Source organism: Sulfuricaulis sp., assembly GCF_040901545.1.
Lineage (GTDB): Bacteria > Pseudomonadota > Gammaproteobacteria > Acidiferrobacterales > Sulfurifustaceae > Sulfuricaulis.
Genome location: NZ_JBBDYL010000068.1, coordinates 1 through 15,813 on the forward strand (window position 1 = coordinate 1; position 15,813 = coordinate 15,813).

General features: G+C 58.0%; 18 protein-coding genes. 17 read left to right on the plus strand and 1 reads right to left on the minus strand.

The features are described from left to right. On the plus strand, positions 1-1,439 hold a 1,439-nt coding region (locus WD823_RS13775; RefSeq protein ID WP_368430074.1), incomplete at its 5' end, for a VC_2705 family sodium/solute symporter. A 91-nt stretch (positions 1,440-1,530) separates the two neighbouring features. Further along, positions 1,531-1,887 carry a hypothetical protein gene (locus tag WD823_RS13780; RefSeq protein ID WP_368430075.1) on the plus strand — a complete coding sequence of 119 codons (357 nt, stop codon included), beginning with the start codon at positions 1,531-1,533 and terminating at the stop codon, positions 1,885-1,887. 81 nt (positions 1,888-1,968) lie between these two features. Here WD823_RS13780 and WD823_RS13785 read toward each other — a convergent pair whose 3' ends face one another. Then, on the minus strand, positions 1,969-2,640 hold the full coding sequence (locus WD823_RS13785; RefSeq protein WP_368430076.1) for an esterase: 672 nt from the start codon (positions 2,638-2,640) through the stop codon (positions 1,969-1,971). Positions 2,641-3,013: 373 nt separating this feature from the next. Between WD823_RS13785 and acs the strand changes: the two genes are divergently transcribed. The 15 genes from acs (at position 3,014) to hisB (ending at position 15,793) form a co-directional block, all read left to right on the plus strand. Beyond that, positions 3,014-4,957, plus strand: coding sequence for an acetate--CoA ligase (acs, locus tag WD823_RS13790; protein WP_368430077.1), 1,944 nt, complete (start codon positions 3,014-3,016; stop codon positions 4,955-4,957). Between the two features lie 126 nt (positions 4,958-5,083). After that, positions 5,084-5,884 (plus strand): ATP-binding cassette domain-containing protein, encoded by an 801-nt coding sequence (locus tag WD823_RS13795; protein ID WP_368430135.1) that lies wholly within the window; start codon positions 5,084-5,086, stop codon positions 5,882-5,884. After that, a complete protein-coding gene (gene mlaE / locus WD823_RS13800) occupies positions 5,881-6,660 on the plus strand; it encodes a lipid asymmetry maintenance ABC transporter permease subunit MlaE (RefSeq protein ID WP_368430078.1) in 780 nt (259 codons plus the stop codon). The genes WD823_RS13795 and mlaE overlap by 4 nt, the downstream gene beginning before the upstream one ends. Positions 6,661-6,662: 2 nt before the next feature. Beyond that, the gene (gene mlaD, locus WD823_RS13805) at positions 6,663-7,139 is read left to right on the plus strand and encodes an outer membrane lipid asymmetry maintenance protein MlaD (protein WP_368430079.1); all 477 of its coding nucleotides are present in this window, start codon (positions 6,663-6,665) and stop codon (positions 7,137-7,139) included. Positions 7,140-7,159: 20 nt separating this feature from the next. Continuing rightward, positions 7,160-7,810: a phospholipid-binding protein MlaC gene (locus tag WD823_RS13810; protein WP_368430080.1), complete on the plus strand. Its 651-nt coding sequence runs from the start codon at positions 7,160-7,162 to the stop codon at positions 7,808-7,810. Continuing rightward, positions 7,807-8,109 carry a lipid asymmetry maintenance protein MlaB gene (locus WD823_RS13815; RefSeq protein WP_368430081.1) on the plus strand — a complete coding sequence of 101 codons (303 nt, stop codon included), beginning with the start codon at positions 7,807-7,809 and terminating at the stop codon, positions 8,107-8,109. Before WD823_RS13810 ends, WD823_RS13815 begins: the two co-directional genes overlap by 4 nt. Before the next feature lie 14 nt (positions 8,110-8,123). Next, complete coding sequence (locus WD823_RS13820) at positions 8,124-9,044, plus strand: ABC transporter ATP-binding protein (protein WP_368430082.1); 921 nt, start codon at positions 8,124-8,126, stop codon at positions 9,042-9,044. A gap of 2 nt (positions 9,045-9,046) precedes the next feature. Next, a complete protein-coding gene (locus WD823_RS13825; protein WP_368430136.1) occupies positions 9,047-9,802 on the plus strand; it encodes an ABC transporter permease in 756 nt (251 codons plus the stop codon). 171 nt (positions 9,803-9,973) lie between these two features. After that, positions 9,974-10,195 carry a BolA family protein gene (locus WD823_RS13830; RefSeq protein ID WP_368430137.1) on the plus strand — a complete coding sequence of 74 codons (222 nt, stop codon included), beginning with the start codon at positions 9,974-9,976 and terminating at the stop codon, positions 10,193-10,195. Between the two features lie 52 nt (positions 10,196-10,247). Continuing rightward, positions 10,248-10,562: a Grx4 family monothiol glutaredoxin gene (grxD, locus tag WD823_RS13835; protein WP_368430083.1), complete on the plus strand. Its 315-nt coding sequence runs from the start codon at positions 10,248-10,250 to the stop codon at positions 10,560-10,562. A 150-nt stretch (positions 10,563-10,712) separates the two neighbouring features. Beyond that, the gene (murA, locus tag WD823_RS13840) at positions 10,713-12,008 is read left to right on the plus strand and encodes a UDP-N-acetylglucosamine 1-carboxyvinyltransferase (RefSeq protein ID WP_368430084.1); all 1,296 of its coding nucleotides are present in this window, start codon (positions 10,713-10,715) and stop codon (positions 12,006-12,008) included. Positions 12,009-12,011: 3 nt separating this feature from the next. Beyond that, on the plus strand, positions 12,012-12,656 hold the full coding sequence (hisG, locus tag WD823_RS13845) for an ATP phosphoribosyltransferase (protein WP_368430085.1): 645 nt from the start codon (positions 12,012-12,014) through the stop codon (positions 12,654-12,656). A 7-nt stretch (positions 12,657-12,663) separates the two neighbouring features. Continuing rightward, positions 12,664-13,971, plus strand: a complete 1,308-nt coding sequence (gene hisD / locus WD823_RS13850; RefSeq protein ID WP_368430086.1) for a histidinol dehydrogenase — start codon at positions 12,664-12,666, stop codon at positions 13,969-13,971. Between the two features lie 85 nt (positions 13,972-14,056). Further along, positions 14,057-15,139, plus strand: a complete 1,083-nt coding sequence (gene hisC / locus WD823_RS13855; protein WP_368430087.1) for a histidinol-phosphate transaminase — start codon at positions 14,057-14,059, stop codon at positions 15,137-15,139. Positions 15,140-15,187: 48 nt separating this feature from the next. Beyond that, positions 15,188-15,793 carry an imidazoleglycerol-phosphate dehydratase HisB gene (gene hisB, locus WD823_RS13860; protein ID WP_368430138.1) on the plus strand — a complete coding sequence of 202 codons (606 nt, stop codon included), beginning with the start codon at positions 15,188-15,190 and terminating at the stop codon, positions 15,791-15,793. The last annotated feature ends 20 nt before the right edge of the window (positions 15,794-15,813 follow it).

Sequence of the window (15,813 nt, forward strand, 5' to 3'; positions counted from 1 at the left end):
TGCGCAAGTTCGGCTGCTATACCGTGCCGGACTTCATCGGCACGCGCTACGGCGGTAACGTAACGCGCCTGTGTGCTGTACTCGTACTGGTCGTCGCTTCGTTCACTTACGTGACGGCACAGATCAACGCCACCGGCACCATTGCCGCGCGGGCGCTGCATATACCGTTCGAAGTGGGCGTATGGTTCGGCCTGGTGGGTATTCTGCTCTGCTCGATGCTGGGCGGCATGCGTGCGGTGACCTGGACGCAGGTGGCGCAATACATCGTGCTGATCATTGCCTACCTTATCCCGATCTTCTGGATGTCGACGAAGCAGGGTTTCGGCATTTTCCCACACGTCGAATATGGTGCTGCGGTCCAGAGAATCATGGAACTCGAGGTCGTGCATCAAGTGGGTATCCTAAAACCTGGGGATTTCGCTGGACAGTTCCCGGGGCTCGCGGCCCTGACGACGCTGCACGCGGCACCAGGAGAAGGGCCCATCGCGGCCTGGCGCTTCATCACGCTGGTGGCGTGCATGATGATCGGCACCGCATCGTTGCCGCACATCCTGATGCGCTACTTTACCACGCCAACGGTGCGGGCCGCGCGTACCTCGGTCGCCTGGTCGCTGTTCTTCATCTTCCTGCTCTACTTCTCGGCGCCGGCGCTCGCGACCTTCACCAAGCTGCAGTTGCTGGATCCGAATCTGATGACGAGCATCATCGGCAAGTCGGTTGAGGAGGTGAGCCAGCTCGCATGGATCAAGAACTGGGCGGCCATCGGGATGTTGGCGATTAAGGACTTCAACGGCGACGGTCTCCTGCAGATCAATGAGTTCTTCATACGCGGTGATATTGTCGTGCTGGCGACACCCGAGATTGCGGGTCTGCCCTATGTGATCTCCGGCCTCGTGGCGGCCGGCGGGATGGCGGCAGCGATGTCGACGGCCGACGGCCTGCTGCTCGCAATTGCCAACGCGCTCTCGCACGATCTGTACTACAAGATCATCGACCCAAAGGCGGAGACCAAGAAACGCCTGATCGTGGCCCGCGTCCTACTCCTAGCCATTGGCGCATTGGGGGCGGTCGTGGCGAGCTTCAAGCTCACCGGTATCCTCGGTGCCGTGGCGTGGGCGTTCGACTTCGCCATGTCCGGTCTATTCTTCCCGTTGGTGCTCGGTGTATGGTGGAAGCGCGCGAACCGGCCGGGGGCGATCGCCGGCATGCTGGTCGGCCTTGCTGCCGGTACGTGGTACCTGTACATGGTGAAGTGGGGCGGCATGGTGCCGTGGTGGGGCATGGACGATCTGCGCTTCGGCATGGTCGGCGCGGCCGCCAGTGTGGTCGCCATGGTCGCGGTAACATTAATGACCGAGGCGCCCGACAAGGAGACGCAGGACATGGTCGACGAAGTCCGCATCCCGAGCGGCAAGACGATCCTGGCCTCGCAACACTAATAGCGGTTTAGTATCATTCAGAGCCGGGGCGGGCAACTGCCCCGGCTTTTTTTACCTCGGCAGCAACGTCGCTGATACTCGGAGTTTCACGATGACGGTGGCAATCCCGCTCTGGGCGGTCGTACTCGATTACATTCTCGGCATGATCATGTGGACGCTCATCGCGCGTTTCGGCATGCGGCTGTTTCTCCCGGAGGAAAGCACGTTCTTCTTCAGCCAGTTCTTCATCAAGGTGACGAATCCGCTGTTGAAGCTGTTCGGCCCGATCACGCCGTCGTTCCTGATACCGCCCTTGATACCGCTGTACGTGGCCTGGTTCTTCTTCATGGTGCGCTTCTACCTGATGCCCTGGCTGCTCGGCTACTCGGTCATGGGCATGTTGTCGTTTCCGCTGGAAAGCGAATTCGGCCGGGGCGTCGCCTATCTGATTGGGTTGATTTTGAATTAGCCAGCTAAAAAAACCTGCTGGATACAGGCTTCCAGGTGCACGGACGGTGGGGCAATTACCGGTCCGCGAGCGCGCATTGAATCAGCCGGTCGCTCGCAGAACCGCCTCGGCGTCGAGATGGCGGCGCAGATCCCGGCGTATTTCCTGCCAGCGAAAGCGGACCGAATTCCGCACGATCTCCTCATCGAGTTCCTTGAGGTTCTCGACAACGGGCGCCCAGCGGATGAGCGCCGTCGGGCTTTCTGAAAACGGTGTCTCATCGTCTGTGATCCGGTCCCACTCGCAGCCTGCCAGTCGCGCGCGCACGCGCTGGGCGTAGGCGGCAAACTCGCCGCCGGCATCCGCGGGGATGCCCGTGTCGTCCAGGATCGCCGTCACCAGTTCTTGCAGCAGCGTGCCAACTTTTGGTGCCGATGCCGGTGAACCCCGCGCCAACAGCCCCCCGGCATAGATGGACAGATCCGACAGGCAGGCCAGCCAGATCTGCCATTTGGCGATGTTGATGGATTGCACAAACTCATCGTTGTCGAACAATTGCGGGTAGATCATGCCGGCACGCGTTCGCAGGTATCCGTACAGCGAAGTTTGCGCCACGTAACTCGCGCGTGTCTCGAGAAAACGTCTCAATCCGGCTCGATCGTTCACCGCTGGCTCTCGTCGGCGGCCGAGCGTGCCAAAATAGTCGCGCAATCCTTCCCACAGGTGGGAAGACAAATTAGCGAGCCGGCCGACGCGTGTTGTCTGGTTATGCATGAATTCCCGTGTGGCTCCAAGTTGGCCAACGCCGGATGCGCGGTGGCCTCTCTTGTATCACTCCCTCATGAGGTCTACCAGACTGGCGGTACCGGGCCATTCCCGTGATCAATCCCATGCTGACGGCCGTTAGCGGGAAACATGGCGTTTTGAGCCGCGTATCCGGACAGCGAAAAAAGCATTAACCGGGCGCGGGGGTTTGACTCCAGATGCATGATTTCATGGGTTGTTTCTGCTCGATAGTAATGTGCAGGCGGTCTCGGGGCCGGGCCGATTCGAGGACCGGCAAGGGGAACGGCGGGTGGCTTGAGTCGTTGCACGTGCCTGTGCACAATCGGTATCAGCCGAATGTAAAAATAAAGAGGAGCGAACCATGTCCGACGAGAAAGTCTACGATGTTCCCGCCGATGTCGCCAAACGCGCCTGGGTAGACGAGAACAAGTACCAGGAAATGTACCAGCGTTCGGTGCAGGATCCCGCAGCGTTTTGGGCCGAGCAGGCCAAGTCCTTTGTCACCTGGTCCAAGCCCTGGAGCCGGGTCAGCGACTGGAGCTTTGACGCCAAGAACCTGTATATCAAGTGGTTCGAAGGCGGGAAACTCAACGCATCTTTTAATTGTCTCGATCGGCATCTCGAAAAGCGCGGCAACCAGACCGCGATCATCTGGGAAGGCGACGATCCCAAGACCGATAAAAAGATTACTTACCGCGAATTGCACGCCGAGGTTTGCCGCTTCGCCAATGTATTGAAAAGCCGGGGTGTGAAAAAGGGTGACCGGATCTGCATTTACATGCCCATGATCCCGGAAACCGCGGTGGCGATGCTCGCCTGCGCGCGCATCGGCGCAGTGCACTCCGTCGTGTTTGGCGGCTTCTCGCCCGAATCCATCAAGGACCGTATTCTCGATTCCGACTGCCGGGTGGTGGTCACGGCGGACGAGGGCGTGCGCGGCAGCAAGAAAATCCCGCTCAAGGCCAACACCGACGAGGCGCTGAAGCAATGCCCGAACGTTCACACCGTGGTGGTCGTCAGGCACACCGGCGCCAACATCGCGTGGGAGGGCAAGCGTGACGTGTGGTACCACGAGCAGATGAGCAAGGCCTCGAAGGATTGCCCGCCCGAGGAAATGGACGCCGAGGACCCGCTCTTTATTCTCTATACCTCCGGCTCCACCGGCAAGCCCAAGGGGGTGTTGCATACCACCGGGGGGTATCTCGTTTTTGTCGCGATGACCCATAAATATATTTTCGATTATCACGATGGCGACATCTTCTGGTGCACCGCCGATGTCGGCTGGGTGACCGGACATTCCTATATTGTCTACGGCCCGTTGGCCAACGGGGCGATCACGCTCATGTTCGAAGGGGTCCCGAACTACCCTAATGCCTCGCGCTTCTGGGAAGTCGTGGACAAGCACAAGGTCAATATTTTCTATACCGCGCCGACCGCCATCCGGGCGCTCATGCGCGAGGGCGAAGCGCCGGTCAAGAAAACATCCCGTCGTTCGTTGCGGCTGCTCGGTACCGTGGGCGAGCCGATCAATCCCGAAGCCTGGGAATGGTATTACCACACGGTCGGCGACGGCCGAGTTCCGATCGTGGACACATGGTGGCAGACCGAGACCGGTGGCATCCTGATCACGCCGCTCCCCGGCGTCACCCGTTTGAAGCCGGGATCGGCCACGCGCCCGTTCTTCGGCGTGCTGCCCGCGATCATGGACAATGACGGCAAGCTGCTCGAGGGCGCGTGCAGCGGCAACCTGGTGATATTGCAACCGTGGCCGGGGATGATGCGCACGGTCTACGGCGACCATCAGCGCTTCGTGGATACCTATTTCAAAACCTATCCCGGCAAGTATTTCACCGGCGACGGGGCACGCCGTGACCAGGACGGTTACTACTGGATTACGGGGCGGGTGGACGATGTACTAAATGTTTCGGGACACCGCCTCGGCACCGCCGAGGTGGAAAGCGCATTGGTACTGCATCATAACGTGGCCGAGGCCGCGGTCGTGGGATTCCCGCACGATATTAAAGGCCAGGGCATATACTGCTACGTAACGCTCAAAGTAGGCGTGAACCCTTCCGAAGAACTGCGCAAAGATTTGCAGCAGCAAGTGCGCAAGGAGATCGGAGCGCATGCCACACCTGACTTCATACAGTGGGCCCCCGGATTGCCGAAGACCCGTTCGGGCAAGATCATGCGCCGCATTCTGCGTAAAATCGCGGCCAACGATCTCTCCAATCTGGGCGACACTACCACGCTGGCCGACCCTTCGGTGGTCGATGATCTGCTCAAGAATCGGGCGGTCAAATAGCAAGTCGCCGGCGCGATGGCGGTCTGGCAATGATGTGTCGATGCGCTAGAATGGCCGTGACGCGCGGAGACTGAGATACGTTCGAAAAGGAATAAATTGAACCAGCCACGTCACAGCACGCCGGAGATGGACATCCTGGTGGACATCAAGGATGTGCATTTTTCTCGCGCCGACCGGCCGATCTTGACGGGAATCACGCTACCGATTCAGCGCGGAAAGGTGACCGCCATCATGGGCGGCAGCGGCTGCGGAAAAACCACGCTGCTGAATCTTGTCGGGGGGCGCATCAAGCCGGACCGCGGCACCATCACCGTCGACGGTCAGTCGGTACCGGACCTGAGCACCAAGGAACTCTTCGAGCTCCGCAAGCGCATGGGCATGCTGTTTCAGACCGGCGCCTTGCTGACCGATCTCTCGGTGTTTGAAAACGTTGCGTTCCCCATTCGCGAACACACCAAGCTCGCGGAATCCCTCCTGCGCAAGGTGGTGCTCATGAAACTCGAGACCGTCGGGCTTCGCGGCGCGCGCGATCTCATGCCCTCCGAGCTTTCGGGCGGTATGGCGCGACGCGTGGCTCTGGCCCGGGCGATCGCCCTGGAACCGATGATGATCATGTACGACGAGCCGTTTACGGGACTTGATCCCATCTCCAAGGGTGTGATCGCCAAACTCATCCGGGAACTGAATCAGAGTCTCGGGATCACCTCCATCGTCGTGTCTCACGACGTGGCTGAAACCTGCTCGATTTCCGACTACGCCTATCTCGTGGGCGACGGCCGTATCATCGGCGAGGGCACGCCGGCCGATGTGCAACACTCGGAATCCGATCACGTACGTCAATTCATGGACGGGCTGCCCGATGGGCCGGTGCCGTATCAATATCCCGCGGGGGATTACCTCGAAGACCTGATGAAAAGCGCCGCATGAATACCCTGCGTATTCTGGGAAGCATTGTCATCAATTCAGTCGAACGTCTGGGCCGGGCTTCCCTGTTTCTGTACGAAGTTCTCGCCGGTTCGTGGGAGCTGCTCCGGCGCTTTTACCTGGTGGTGCAACAAGTCTACGCCGTGGGCGTGCTCACGCTGTTGATCATCCTGGTATCGGGCTTGTTCGTGGGCATGGTGCTCGGGCTGCAGGGTTATAACACGCTGGTAAAGTTCGGCTCGGCGAACTCGCTGGGGTTGCTGGTGGCGTTGTCACTGGTCCGCGAACTCGGGCCCGTGGTCACGGCCCTGCTGTTTGCCGGCCGTGCGGGTTCGGCGTTGACCGCGGAGATCGGCCTCATGAAAGCCACGGAACAGCTGGCCGGCATGGAAATGATGGCGGTCAATCCGATAATCCGCGTCATCGCGCCGCGTTTTCTCGGAGGGATTATCGCCATGCCGCTGCTGGCGGCGCTGTTTTCCGCCATCGGCGTATTGGGTGGACATCTCATCGGCGTCGGTCTCCTCGGCGTGGATGCCGGTGCCTTCTGGTCGCAAATGCAAAACGGAGTCGACTACCGTGACGATATTCTGAATGGTGTTATCAAGAGCGCGGTTTTTGGCGTGGTGGTGACCTGGATTGCCGTGTTCGAAGGGTATGATGCCGTGCCGACCTCGGAAGGCGTGGCAAGCGCGACCAACCGCACGGTGGTATATTCTTCCCTGGCCGTTCTGGGACTGGATTTCATCCTCACCGCCTTGACCTTGGGGGACATCTAAATATGTTGAATCGAAAAAGTTTGGAAGTGTGGGTGGGTCTGTTCGTCGCGGCGGGAATCCTGGCGCTTGCCATGCTCGCATTCAAGGTCGGCAACCTTACCACGGCCGATGTCATGGATGGATATAAAATCAACGCGCGCTTTGACAACGTGGGCGGTCTCAAGGTCAAAGCGGCCGTGACCATGGCCGGCGTGCGTATTGGACGCGTGTCGGCAATCGAGTTTGACAGCAACAAATATCAGGCCAAGGTCACCATGGACGTCGATGGGCGCTACAGTAATATCCCCCGGGACAGCAGTGCCGCGATCCTGACCTCGGGTCTCTTGGGGGACCAGTACATCGGCATTGAACCTGGCGGGGAAGAAGCCTATCTAAAGGATGGCGATGTCTTTCTGAGAACCCAATCCGCGCTGGTGCTGGAGAAACTGGTCGGGCAGGTTATTTTCAATAAGGCCAGCGAGAACACGCCATCCCAATAAATCATCGTCGAGGAGCATCCATGAGCAGATTTGTTTTTGCCTTGCTGTTATTGGCGCTGACATCGCCTGTTCACGCCTCCGGATCGCCTCCGGACCAGATTGCCCGTGCCACCACGGACAAAATCATTGCACTGGTCAAGGAAAACAAGGACGACTACGCCAAGGACAGCGGTAAGCTCTTCGCGATGGTTGACGAACATGTCCTGCCGTATTTCGATTTTCGCGCGATGTCGCGCACGGTGCTCGGCCGCTATTGGCGCGAGGCGAGCGAAGATCAGCGCAAGCGTTTCACGAGCGAGTTTCGCGATTTGCTGGTGCGGACGTATGCCACGGCATTGTTGAAATACAATGACGAGCGAATCGTATATCAGCCGTTCAGGATGACCCAAGGCGACCGGACCGCGACGGTGAGATCCGAAGTCCACCGACGCGACGGCGGCCCTCCGATATCCATCAACTACAGTTTTTATCAGACCGATTCCGGCTGGAAGGTGTATGACATGACCATCGAGGGGGCCAGCCTGGTGACTACCTACCAATCAACCTATGCACAGCGGGTGCAGAAGGAAGGTATTGATAAAGTTATCGCGAGTCTGGCGCGGGACAACAAGACGGCCACCGTCGGCAAATCGCCAGCGCCGGAATCGCCCAAGAAGAGCGCGACAAAGTGACCGAGAATGGAATCACGGCGCGTGACGATGGAGTATTCGCCGTCTCCGGTCAGGTAACGTTTCAGACCGTCCCGCAGTTCTCGGGTCAAACAGAAAAATGGCTGCATAGCGGAAACGGCCGTGTCACGATCGACATGCAGGCGGTGACGCTTGTCGATAGCGCCGGACTCGCACTCATGATCGAATGGCTGCAACTGGCACGAACCGCGAATCGTGAAATCGGATTCACCAATATTCCCGGGCAAATGCGCGATCTCATCCGCGTCAACGGCCTTGAGCAGGTATTTCAGCTGGATTGAAGAGGAAACCCCGCGTGGGCGCTGCGATCGCGATCGCCGGATTGCACAAGCATTATCAAAACGTTCAAGCTCTCAAAAATATCGATCTGACGGTTGAGCAGGGTGAATTTTTTGGGTTGCTCGGCCCGAATGGCGCTGGTAAATCCACCCTGATCAATATCGTGGCGGGACTGACCCGATTCGATCGCGGCACGGTAACGGTGCTGGGACAAGACGTGGTAACCGCCTACCGGCATACCCGGCGGCACATCGGCGTGGTGCCGCAAGAGCTGACTTTCGACCCCTTCTTTAATGTGCGCGATGTCCTGCGCATCCAGTCGGGTTATTTCGGCTTGCGCTCGAATGACGCCTGGATTGAAGAACTGATGAGCGTGCTCATGCTGACCGATAAGGCCGAGGCGAACATGCGCGCGCTTTCCGGTGGCATGAAACGGCGGGTGATGATTGCCCAGGCGCTGGTCCACAAGCCCGAAGTGGTGGTGCTGGATGAGCCGACGGCAGGCGTGGACGTGGAACTGCGCAAATCCCTGTGGACGTTCATCCGCCGGCTGCATCGCGAAGGGCATACCATCGTTCTGACCACGCATTATCTGGAGGAAGCCGAAGCCCTCTGCGGGCGAATCGCTATCTTGAATCTTGGCGAGATCGTGGCGCTCGATACCACACGGGTGTTGCTTATGCGCGGCATCGGTCGTACCCGGCGGGTGGGTATCACGACGGGGGAGTCGCTCGGACCGTTACCGGATTTCCTGGCATCGAAGGTGCTCCGTCAGGAAGGCAACTTTATTGAATTGCAGCTCGACAAGGATACAGATTCCGTCATGGCGGCACTCGATGCCTTACGGTCGCGCGGAGCCGTCATCACGGACCTCAGCATGGAAGGGGCGGACCTGGAGGATGTATTCGTAGAACTGACGGCGAGAAAGCGCAAATGAATCTGGTGGGCCTGCAAACCCTGTTCTACAAAGAAGTTCTGCGTTTCGGAAATGTATTGCTGCAAACGCTGATTGCGCCGATCGTGACCTCATTGCTTTATTTGCTCGTTTTCGGTCATGTATTCGAGGGACGGGTGCAGGTATTTTCCGGCGTGGGCTACACGGCTTTCTTGATTCCCGGTCTTATCATGATGTCCCTGATCCAGAATTCATTTGCCAACAGCTCTTCGAGCCTCATCCAGTCCAAGGTCACCGGAAACCTGGTATTTATTTTGCTTCCCCCGCTCTCTCATCTGGAATTTCTTCTGGCATACGTTCTCTCCGCCTCCCTGCGCGGCATGCTGGTGGGGGCGGGCGTGTACATCGTGGGCAGCCTGTTTGTTGCCCTGCCTGTGCAACATCCGTGGTTTATCCTGCTCTTCGCTTTTTTGAGCAGCGCTGTCCTTGGCGCGATGGGTGTAATCGCCGGGATCTGGGCGGAGAAATTCGATCAACTCGCCGGTTTTCAGAATTTCATCATCATACCGCTTTCGTTTCTCTCGGGCGTGTTTTATTCCATTCACTCGCTGCCGGAATTCTGGCAGACACTTTCACGGTTCAATCCGTTTTTCTACATGATTGACGGATTCCGTTATGGATTCTTCGGAGTGTCGGACGTGCCTCCCTCCACGAGCCTGCTCATTGTTGGTCTCGCACTTGCAGCGTTTACAGTTGTTACCTTGCTGATGCTCAAGGCCGGATATAAATTGCGTGATTGAGAGTTGTGCTGTTTTCCGGGAGGTTTGCGATACCGATCCAAGGAGCGGGGTAGAGACAGTTTTTGGGCCGGATGATCTGATGCCGGTTCGGCGCTTGTGGCAAATTCCCGCTAAACGGTTCCTTGCAATAACTGCATCTGACCGCATAATTAGTTAAGAGCCACTGAATTGATGCGGCCGGAAGATATCAAACAGATGATCGAATACGGTTTTCCGGGCGCGCGCGTGTCGGTCACCGGCGATCGCCATCACTTCGAACCGGTGGTTGTTACGCGGGAGTTTGCCGGCAAGGGGATGGTGCAGCGGCACCAGATCGTTTATCGCACGCTGGGCGCGAAGCTGGGGAACGAGATCCATGCCCTGTCACTGCGCACTCTGGCCCCGGATGAATAACTCCGGTGCGTAACCGGTTTGACAATTAATTATCAGTAATATGAGGATTGGCATGAACGTTCAGGAAAAAATACGGCAGCAACTCGTCAATGATAAAATTGTGCTTTACATGAAGGGCACACCGCAATTCCCGCAATGCGGGTTTTCGGCCAAAGCCTCGCAATTGCTGAGTTCCTGTGGCGCAAAATACGCGAGTTACGACATTTTGCTGGATTCTGAAATCCGCCAGGGCCTCAAGGAATACTCCAGCTGGCCGACATTTCCACAGCTTTATATCGACGGCGAATTGGTCGGTGGCTGTGATATCATGATAGAGATGTTTCAGAAAGGCGAACTCCAGAAACTGGTTACCCGGGCGATGGGTTGATACGCCGCCATCGATTGGGCGGGCCGCAAAGGGCGGCTTTTTTTATTATTCAAGTATCGGAGCTCACAGTCATTCTTCAGTATCGTGATTTAAACCTTTTCTGATTATCTTTTAGTTTGATTTTGACTTCGTAAGAAAAATATTTATCACATGGACAAGCTGATTGTAACGGGCGGGATCCCTTTGCGTGGTGAGATTAGAATCTCGGGCGCGAAGAATGCCGCGTTGCCCGTGCTGGTGGCATCACTGCTGACGGATGAGCCCGTGCGTATCGGCAACGTGCCGCATTTGCAGGACATCACCACAACCATGGAGCTGTTGGGGCGCATGGGCGTGCGACTCGTCGTGGATGAAAAAATGGTGATCGAGGCGGATTCGAGTCACGTCAGTTCCTTGCGCGCGCCGTACGAGCTCGTGAAGACCATGCGCGCCTCGATACTAGTGCTGGGACCCCTAGTGGCACGTTTCGGCGAGGCCGAAGTGTCGCTCCCCGGCGGTTGCGCCATCGGTTCGCGTCCGGTGAATTTGCATATCAAAGGTCTCCAGGCCATGGGAGCCGAGGTCGTGCTCGAAGCCGGGTATATCCGCGCGCGGGCGAAACGATTGAAGGGCGCTCGTATCTTCATGGACATCGTTTCGGTGACCGGGACGGAAAACATCATGATGGCCGCCACCCTCGCGGAGGGAACGACAATAATCGAGAACGCGGCGCGCGAACCCGAAGTCGTTGACCTGGCCACTTGCTTGATTGCCATGGGCGCGAAGATCCGCGGTGCCGGCACCGATGAGATTACCATTGAAGGCGTTGAGCGGCTTCACGGCGCGGCTCACGATGTGATTCCCGATCGCATCGAAACCGGAACGTTTCTGGTCGCCGCCGCGATGACGGGAGGGGCGGTACGGCTGCGTCATTCCCGCCCTGATTTGTTGCAGGCTGTGCTTGATAAATTGCGCGAGGCCGGAGCCACCATTGAAACCGGAGCTAACTGGGTCAGCCTGGATATGAAAAACAAACGCGCACAAGGCGTCAATGTCAGGACGGCGCCCTATCCGGCTTTTCCGACGGACATGCAGGCTCAGTTTATCGCCCTGAATTCCATTGCCGCGGGCAGCGGCCGGGTTACGGAAACCATTTTTGAAAACCGTTTCATGCATGTCTACGAATTGCAGCGCATGGGGGCGAATATTGAAATGGAAGGCAACACCGCCATTGTGAAAGGCGTGAAAAAACTCAAGGGTGCGCCGGTCATGGCGACCGATTTGCGCGCCTCGGCCAGCCTCGCGCTCGCGGGACTGGTGGCCGATTCGGAAACCATCGTGGACCGCATTTATCACATAGACCGCGGGTACGAATGTATTGAAGAAAAACTCGCGCAACTGGGTGCGCGTATCCGACGCGTACCGGGAGCGTTTGTTGCGAAACACGCCCGGAAGCAGACGGCATGAACCATGACCACCACGCTCAATATTGCCCTGTCCAAGGGGCGGATCCTCGATGAGGGTCTGCCGCTGCTTGCGCGCGCGGGTATCCGGCCGGATGAGGATCCACTCAAGAGCCGCAAACTGATTTTCGATACGAACCGACCGGGAGTTAAACTCACCGTCATCCGGGCGGCGGATGTTCCCACCTATGTCCAGTTTGGCGCCGCCGATCTCGGCATCGCCGGCAAGGATGTCCTCATGGAATACGACGGCGACGGGTTGTATGAGCTGATGGACCTCAACATCGCACGATGCCGCCTCATGGTTGCCGAACCGGCCAGCCTGGCTTCAGGCGATGACCCGCGCAACTGGACACGGCTTCGCATCGCGACCAAATATGTGAAATCCACCCAGCGGCATTTCGCGGCCAAAGGTATCCAAACCGATATCATCAAGCTTTACGGATCCATGGAGCTCGCGCCTCTGGTAGGCCTTTCCGACCGGATCGTGGATCTGGTGGACACGGGGAATACCTTGAAGGCCAACGGCCTCGTGGAGGTCGAACATATCGCCGATATCAGTGCCTGGCTTGTCGCCAACAAGGCCTCGATGAAAATGAAACACCAGGCGCTGAAAGACCTCATCGGACAGCTGGAGCAGGCGATCGCCTGATTACCCCATGAGTTCACTTAACATGCGCTTGCTAAATTCGCGCGATGCCGGTTTTGTAGACGATATCAGCCGATTGCTCGATCGTTACCAGCGAGTAGATCCCCAAGTCGAAGTCACCGCGCGCGAGATCATCGAAAACGTGCGCGCCCGCGGCGACGAGGCACTGATGGAATACACGCGGCGATTTGACCGGCGTGATATTATTTCTGCCGACACACTTGAGATTCCGCTGTCTAGGCTGTCCCAGGCGACAAAATCCATCGGTGCTGAAACGCGTGCGGCGTTGAAACTGGCCGCCGAGCGTATTCGCCGTTATCATGAAAAGCAAAAAATCGAATCGTGGCGTTATACCGAATCCGACGGCACCATGCTCGGTCAGCAGGTCACGGCACTGGAACGCGTGGGCTTGTACGTACCGGGCGGGAAGGCGGCTTATCCGTCCTCCGTGCTCATGAACGCGGTTCCCGCGAAGGTGGCGGGCGTTGCGGAACTCATCATGGCGGTACCGACCCCCGACGGTGAACTGAACGACTTGGTGCTGGCGGCTGCCGAACTGGCTGGGGTGAACCGCATTTTTGCCATCGGTGGCGCCCAGGCCGTGGCGGCGCTGGCCTACGGCACTGTTACCGTACCCAAGGTGGATAAGATCGTCGGACCGGGAAACGCTTATGTCGCCACGGCCAAACGACTGGTATTTGGTGTCGTGGATATTGACATGATCGCCGGGCCGTCAGAAATCGTGGTGCTATGCGACGGCAATACCGACCCCGAATGGGTTGCGATGGACCTGTTTTCCCAGGCCGAGCATGACGAGGACGCACAGGCGATTTTGATCAGTCTCGACGAGGCTTTCACCCGGCGTGTATACGACGCGATTGAAAAACTGCTCCCCGGCCAGGAACGTCGCGAGATAATCAAAGCCTCACTTGAGCGGTGCGGAGCGCTGATTACCGCCGGTAATCTCGAAGAGGCCATCACGCTTGTCAACCGGATCGCGCCGGAGCATCTGGAACTTTTCCTGGATGAAGCGGCAGCGGTGGCGGAACGCGTGCGGCACGCCGGCGCCATTTTTCTGGGACGTCATACCCCCGAAGCCATCGGAGATTACTGTGCCGGCCCAAACCACGTGCTGCCGACGTCCGGCACGGCGCGGTTCTCCTCGCCTCTCGGCGTGTACGATTTTCAGAAGCGTACCAGTCTCATCCAGTGTTCGCCCGACGGCGCTTCGCGCCTCGGCTGCACCGCCGCCATTCTTGCACGTGCAGAGGGTTTAACCGCGCATGCGCGCTCGGCGGAATACAGAATAAAAAAGTAGCAAGTAGCAAGTGGAAAGAAAAGCAAACGGAGCCGGTGCTACTTGCTGCTTGCTACTTGCAACTTGTCACTCGCTGCTTCGATCTATGAGCACGATTAACGAAAAAGTCTCGAAATTGGTCCGGCCTGAAATCCGGGCATTGAAGGCCTATCACGTGCCGGACGCCATCGGGCTAATCAAACTGGATGCCATGGAAAATCCCTATACCTGGCCGGAAGACATCAGGCGGGCTTGGTTGAAGGTACTGCATGACGTCGAATTGAACCGGTATCCCGATCCCGGAGCCAACGCCGTCAGATCGCGCATCCGTGCCGCCTGGCAGATCCCGGACAATCTGGATATCTTGCTTGGCAATGGCTCGGATGAACTGATTCAAATCGTGCTGATGTCCTTGTCGATGCCGGGCGCGGTCGTCCTGGCGCCGACCCCGACGTTTGTCATGTACGAAATGATTGCAACCGTGCTCGGCCTGAAGTTTGTCGGCGTGCCGCTGCGGCCGGATTATTCGCTGGACGTGACGGCCATGCTCGAAGCCATCGCGACACATCAGCCGGCGGCGATTTTTTTCGCGTACCCGAACAACCCGACGTGCAACCTGTTTACGCGGGACGGGATCGAGCGTGTGATCGAGGCGTCGCCGGGGCTGGTGGTGCTGGATGAGGCCTATTACGCCTTCGCCCGTGCCTCTTTCATCGACCGGCTGGGGCAGTATGACAATCTGCTGGTTATGCGCACCTTGTCCAAACAGGGGCTGGCCGGATTGCGGCTGGGCATGCTCATCGGTCCAGCGCCGTGGCTCGAAGAATTCAATAAGGTGCGCCTCCCCTACAATAATGGATCGCTGGCGCAAGCCAGCGCGGACTTCGCGTTGTCGCATCTTGAACTTCTTGATCAACAGGTGGAGCAGATCCGCGAAGACCGGGAGAAGCTGTATGAGTCGCTTACCCGGTTAAACGGCCTTCAGGTCTGGCCCAGCCAGACCAATTTCCTCCTGTTTCGGACCTTAAATCGCGACGCAGACGAAGTATTCGAAAGCCTTCGCGCGCGCGGCGTGCTGATCAAGAATTTGAATGCCGCTGGCGGCATGCTGCAAGGTTGCCTGCGCGTGACAATCGGCACGCCGGCGGAGACCAGCGCTTTTCTGGAGGCGCTTGAGGCGGCGCTGTGATTCGTCTAAGGTTTGCGTGTGAAAAACACTAAACGAACAAAAACCAAGATCAACCGCCCGCCAGCACGCCGGCACGCGGAAGTGAAGCGTCATACCAAGGAAACCCGGATCAGCGTTTCCGTGGACCTGGACGGCACCGGCAAGTCTCGATTTAACACCGGTTTGCCGTTTCTCGAGCACATGCTGGAGCAAGTGGCGCGGCACGGAGTGATCGACATTGAATTGGAAGCCAAGGGCGATCTGCACATCGACGCGCATCACACCGTGGAAGACATTGGAATTGCACTCGGTCAGGCGATTGCCAAGTCGGTGGGCGACAGAAAGGGCATTCGCCGTTACGGCCACGCCTATATTCCGCTCGACGAGGCGCTTTCGCGCGTGGTCATCGATTTTTCCGGGCGCCCCGGACTTGAATACCACGTTGATTTTCCGCGTGCACGCGTGGGCGAGTTCGATGTGGATCTGGTGCACGAATTTTTCCAGGGATTCTCCAATCATTCCCTGACAACGCTGCACGTGGATTGCCTGCGCGGTAAAAACGCACATCACAATATCGAGACCATCTTCAAGGCATTCGGTCGGGCCCTGCGTATGGCGCTTGAGATCGATCCGCGCGTGCCCGATAGCATTCCTTCCACCAAGGGGTTATTGTAAGCTTACGCCGGAGAAACGCA

What these genes read in the sequence shown, in the direction of transcription:
- hisC (WP_368430087.1), top strand. Translation starts at nt 14,057, where the DNA reads ATGAGCACGATTAACGAAAAAGTCTCGAAATTGGTCCGGCCTGAAATC.
- WD823_RS13780 (WP_368430075.1), top strand. Translation starts at nt 1,531, where the DNA reads ATGACGGTGGCAATCCCGCTCTGGGCGGTCGTACTCGATTACATTCTC.
- mlaE (WP_368430078.1), top strand. Translation starts at nt 5,881, where the DNA reads ATGAATACCCTGCGTATTCTGGGAAGCATTGTCATCAATTCAGTCGAA.
- murA (WP_368430084.1), top strand. Translation starts at nt 10,713, where the DNA reads ATGGACAAGCTGATTGTAACGGGCGGGATCCCTTTGCGTGGTGAGATT.
- WD823_RS13785 (WP_368430076.1), bottom strand. Translation starts at nt 2,640, where the DNA reads ATGCATAACCAGACAACACGCGTCGGCCGGCTCGCTAATTTGTCTTCC.
- hisD (WP_368430086.1), top strand. Translation starts at nt 12,664, where the DNA reads ATGAGTTCACTTAACATGCGCTTGCTAAATTCGCGCGATGCCGGTTTT.
- mlaD (WP_368430079.1), top strand. Translation starts at nt 6,663, where the DNA reads ATGTTGAATCGAAAAAGTTTGGAAGTGTGGGTGGGTCTGTTCGTCGCG.
- acs (WP_368430077.1), top strand. Translation starts at nt 3,014, where the DNA reads ATGTCCGACGAGAAAGTCTACGATGTTCCCGCCGATGTCGCCAAACGC.
- hisG (WP_368430085.1), top strand. Translation starts at nt 12,012, where the DNA reads ATGACCACCACGCTCAATATTGCCCTGTCCAAGGGGCGGATCCTCGAT.
- WD823_RS13830 (WP_368430137.1), top strand. Translation starts at nt 9,974, where the DNA reads ATGCGGCCGGAAGATATCAAACAGATGATCGAATACGGTTTTCCGGGC.
- grxD (WP_368430083.1), top strand. Translation starts at nt 10,248, where the DNA reads ATGAACGTTCAGGAAAAAATACGGCAGCAACTCGTCAATGATAAAATT.
- WD823_RS13795 (WP_368430135.1), top strand. Translation starts at nt 5,084, where the DNA reads ATGGACATCCTGGTGGACATCAAGGATGTGCATTTTTCTCGCGCCGAC.
- WD823_RS13810 (WP_368430080.1), top strand. Translation starts at nt 7,160, where the DNA reads ATGAGCAGATTTGTTTTTGCCTTGCTGTTATTGGCGCTGACATCGCCT.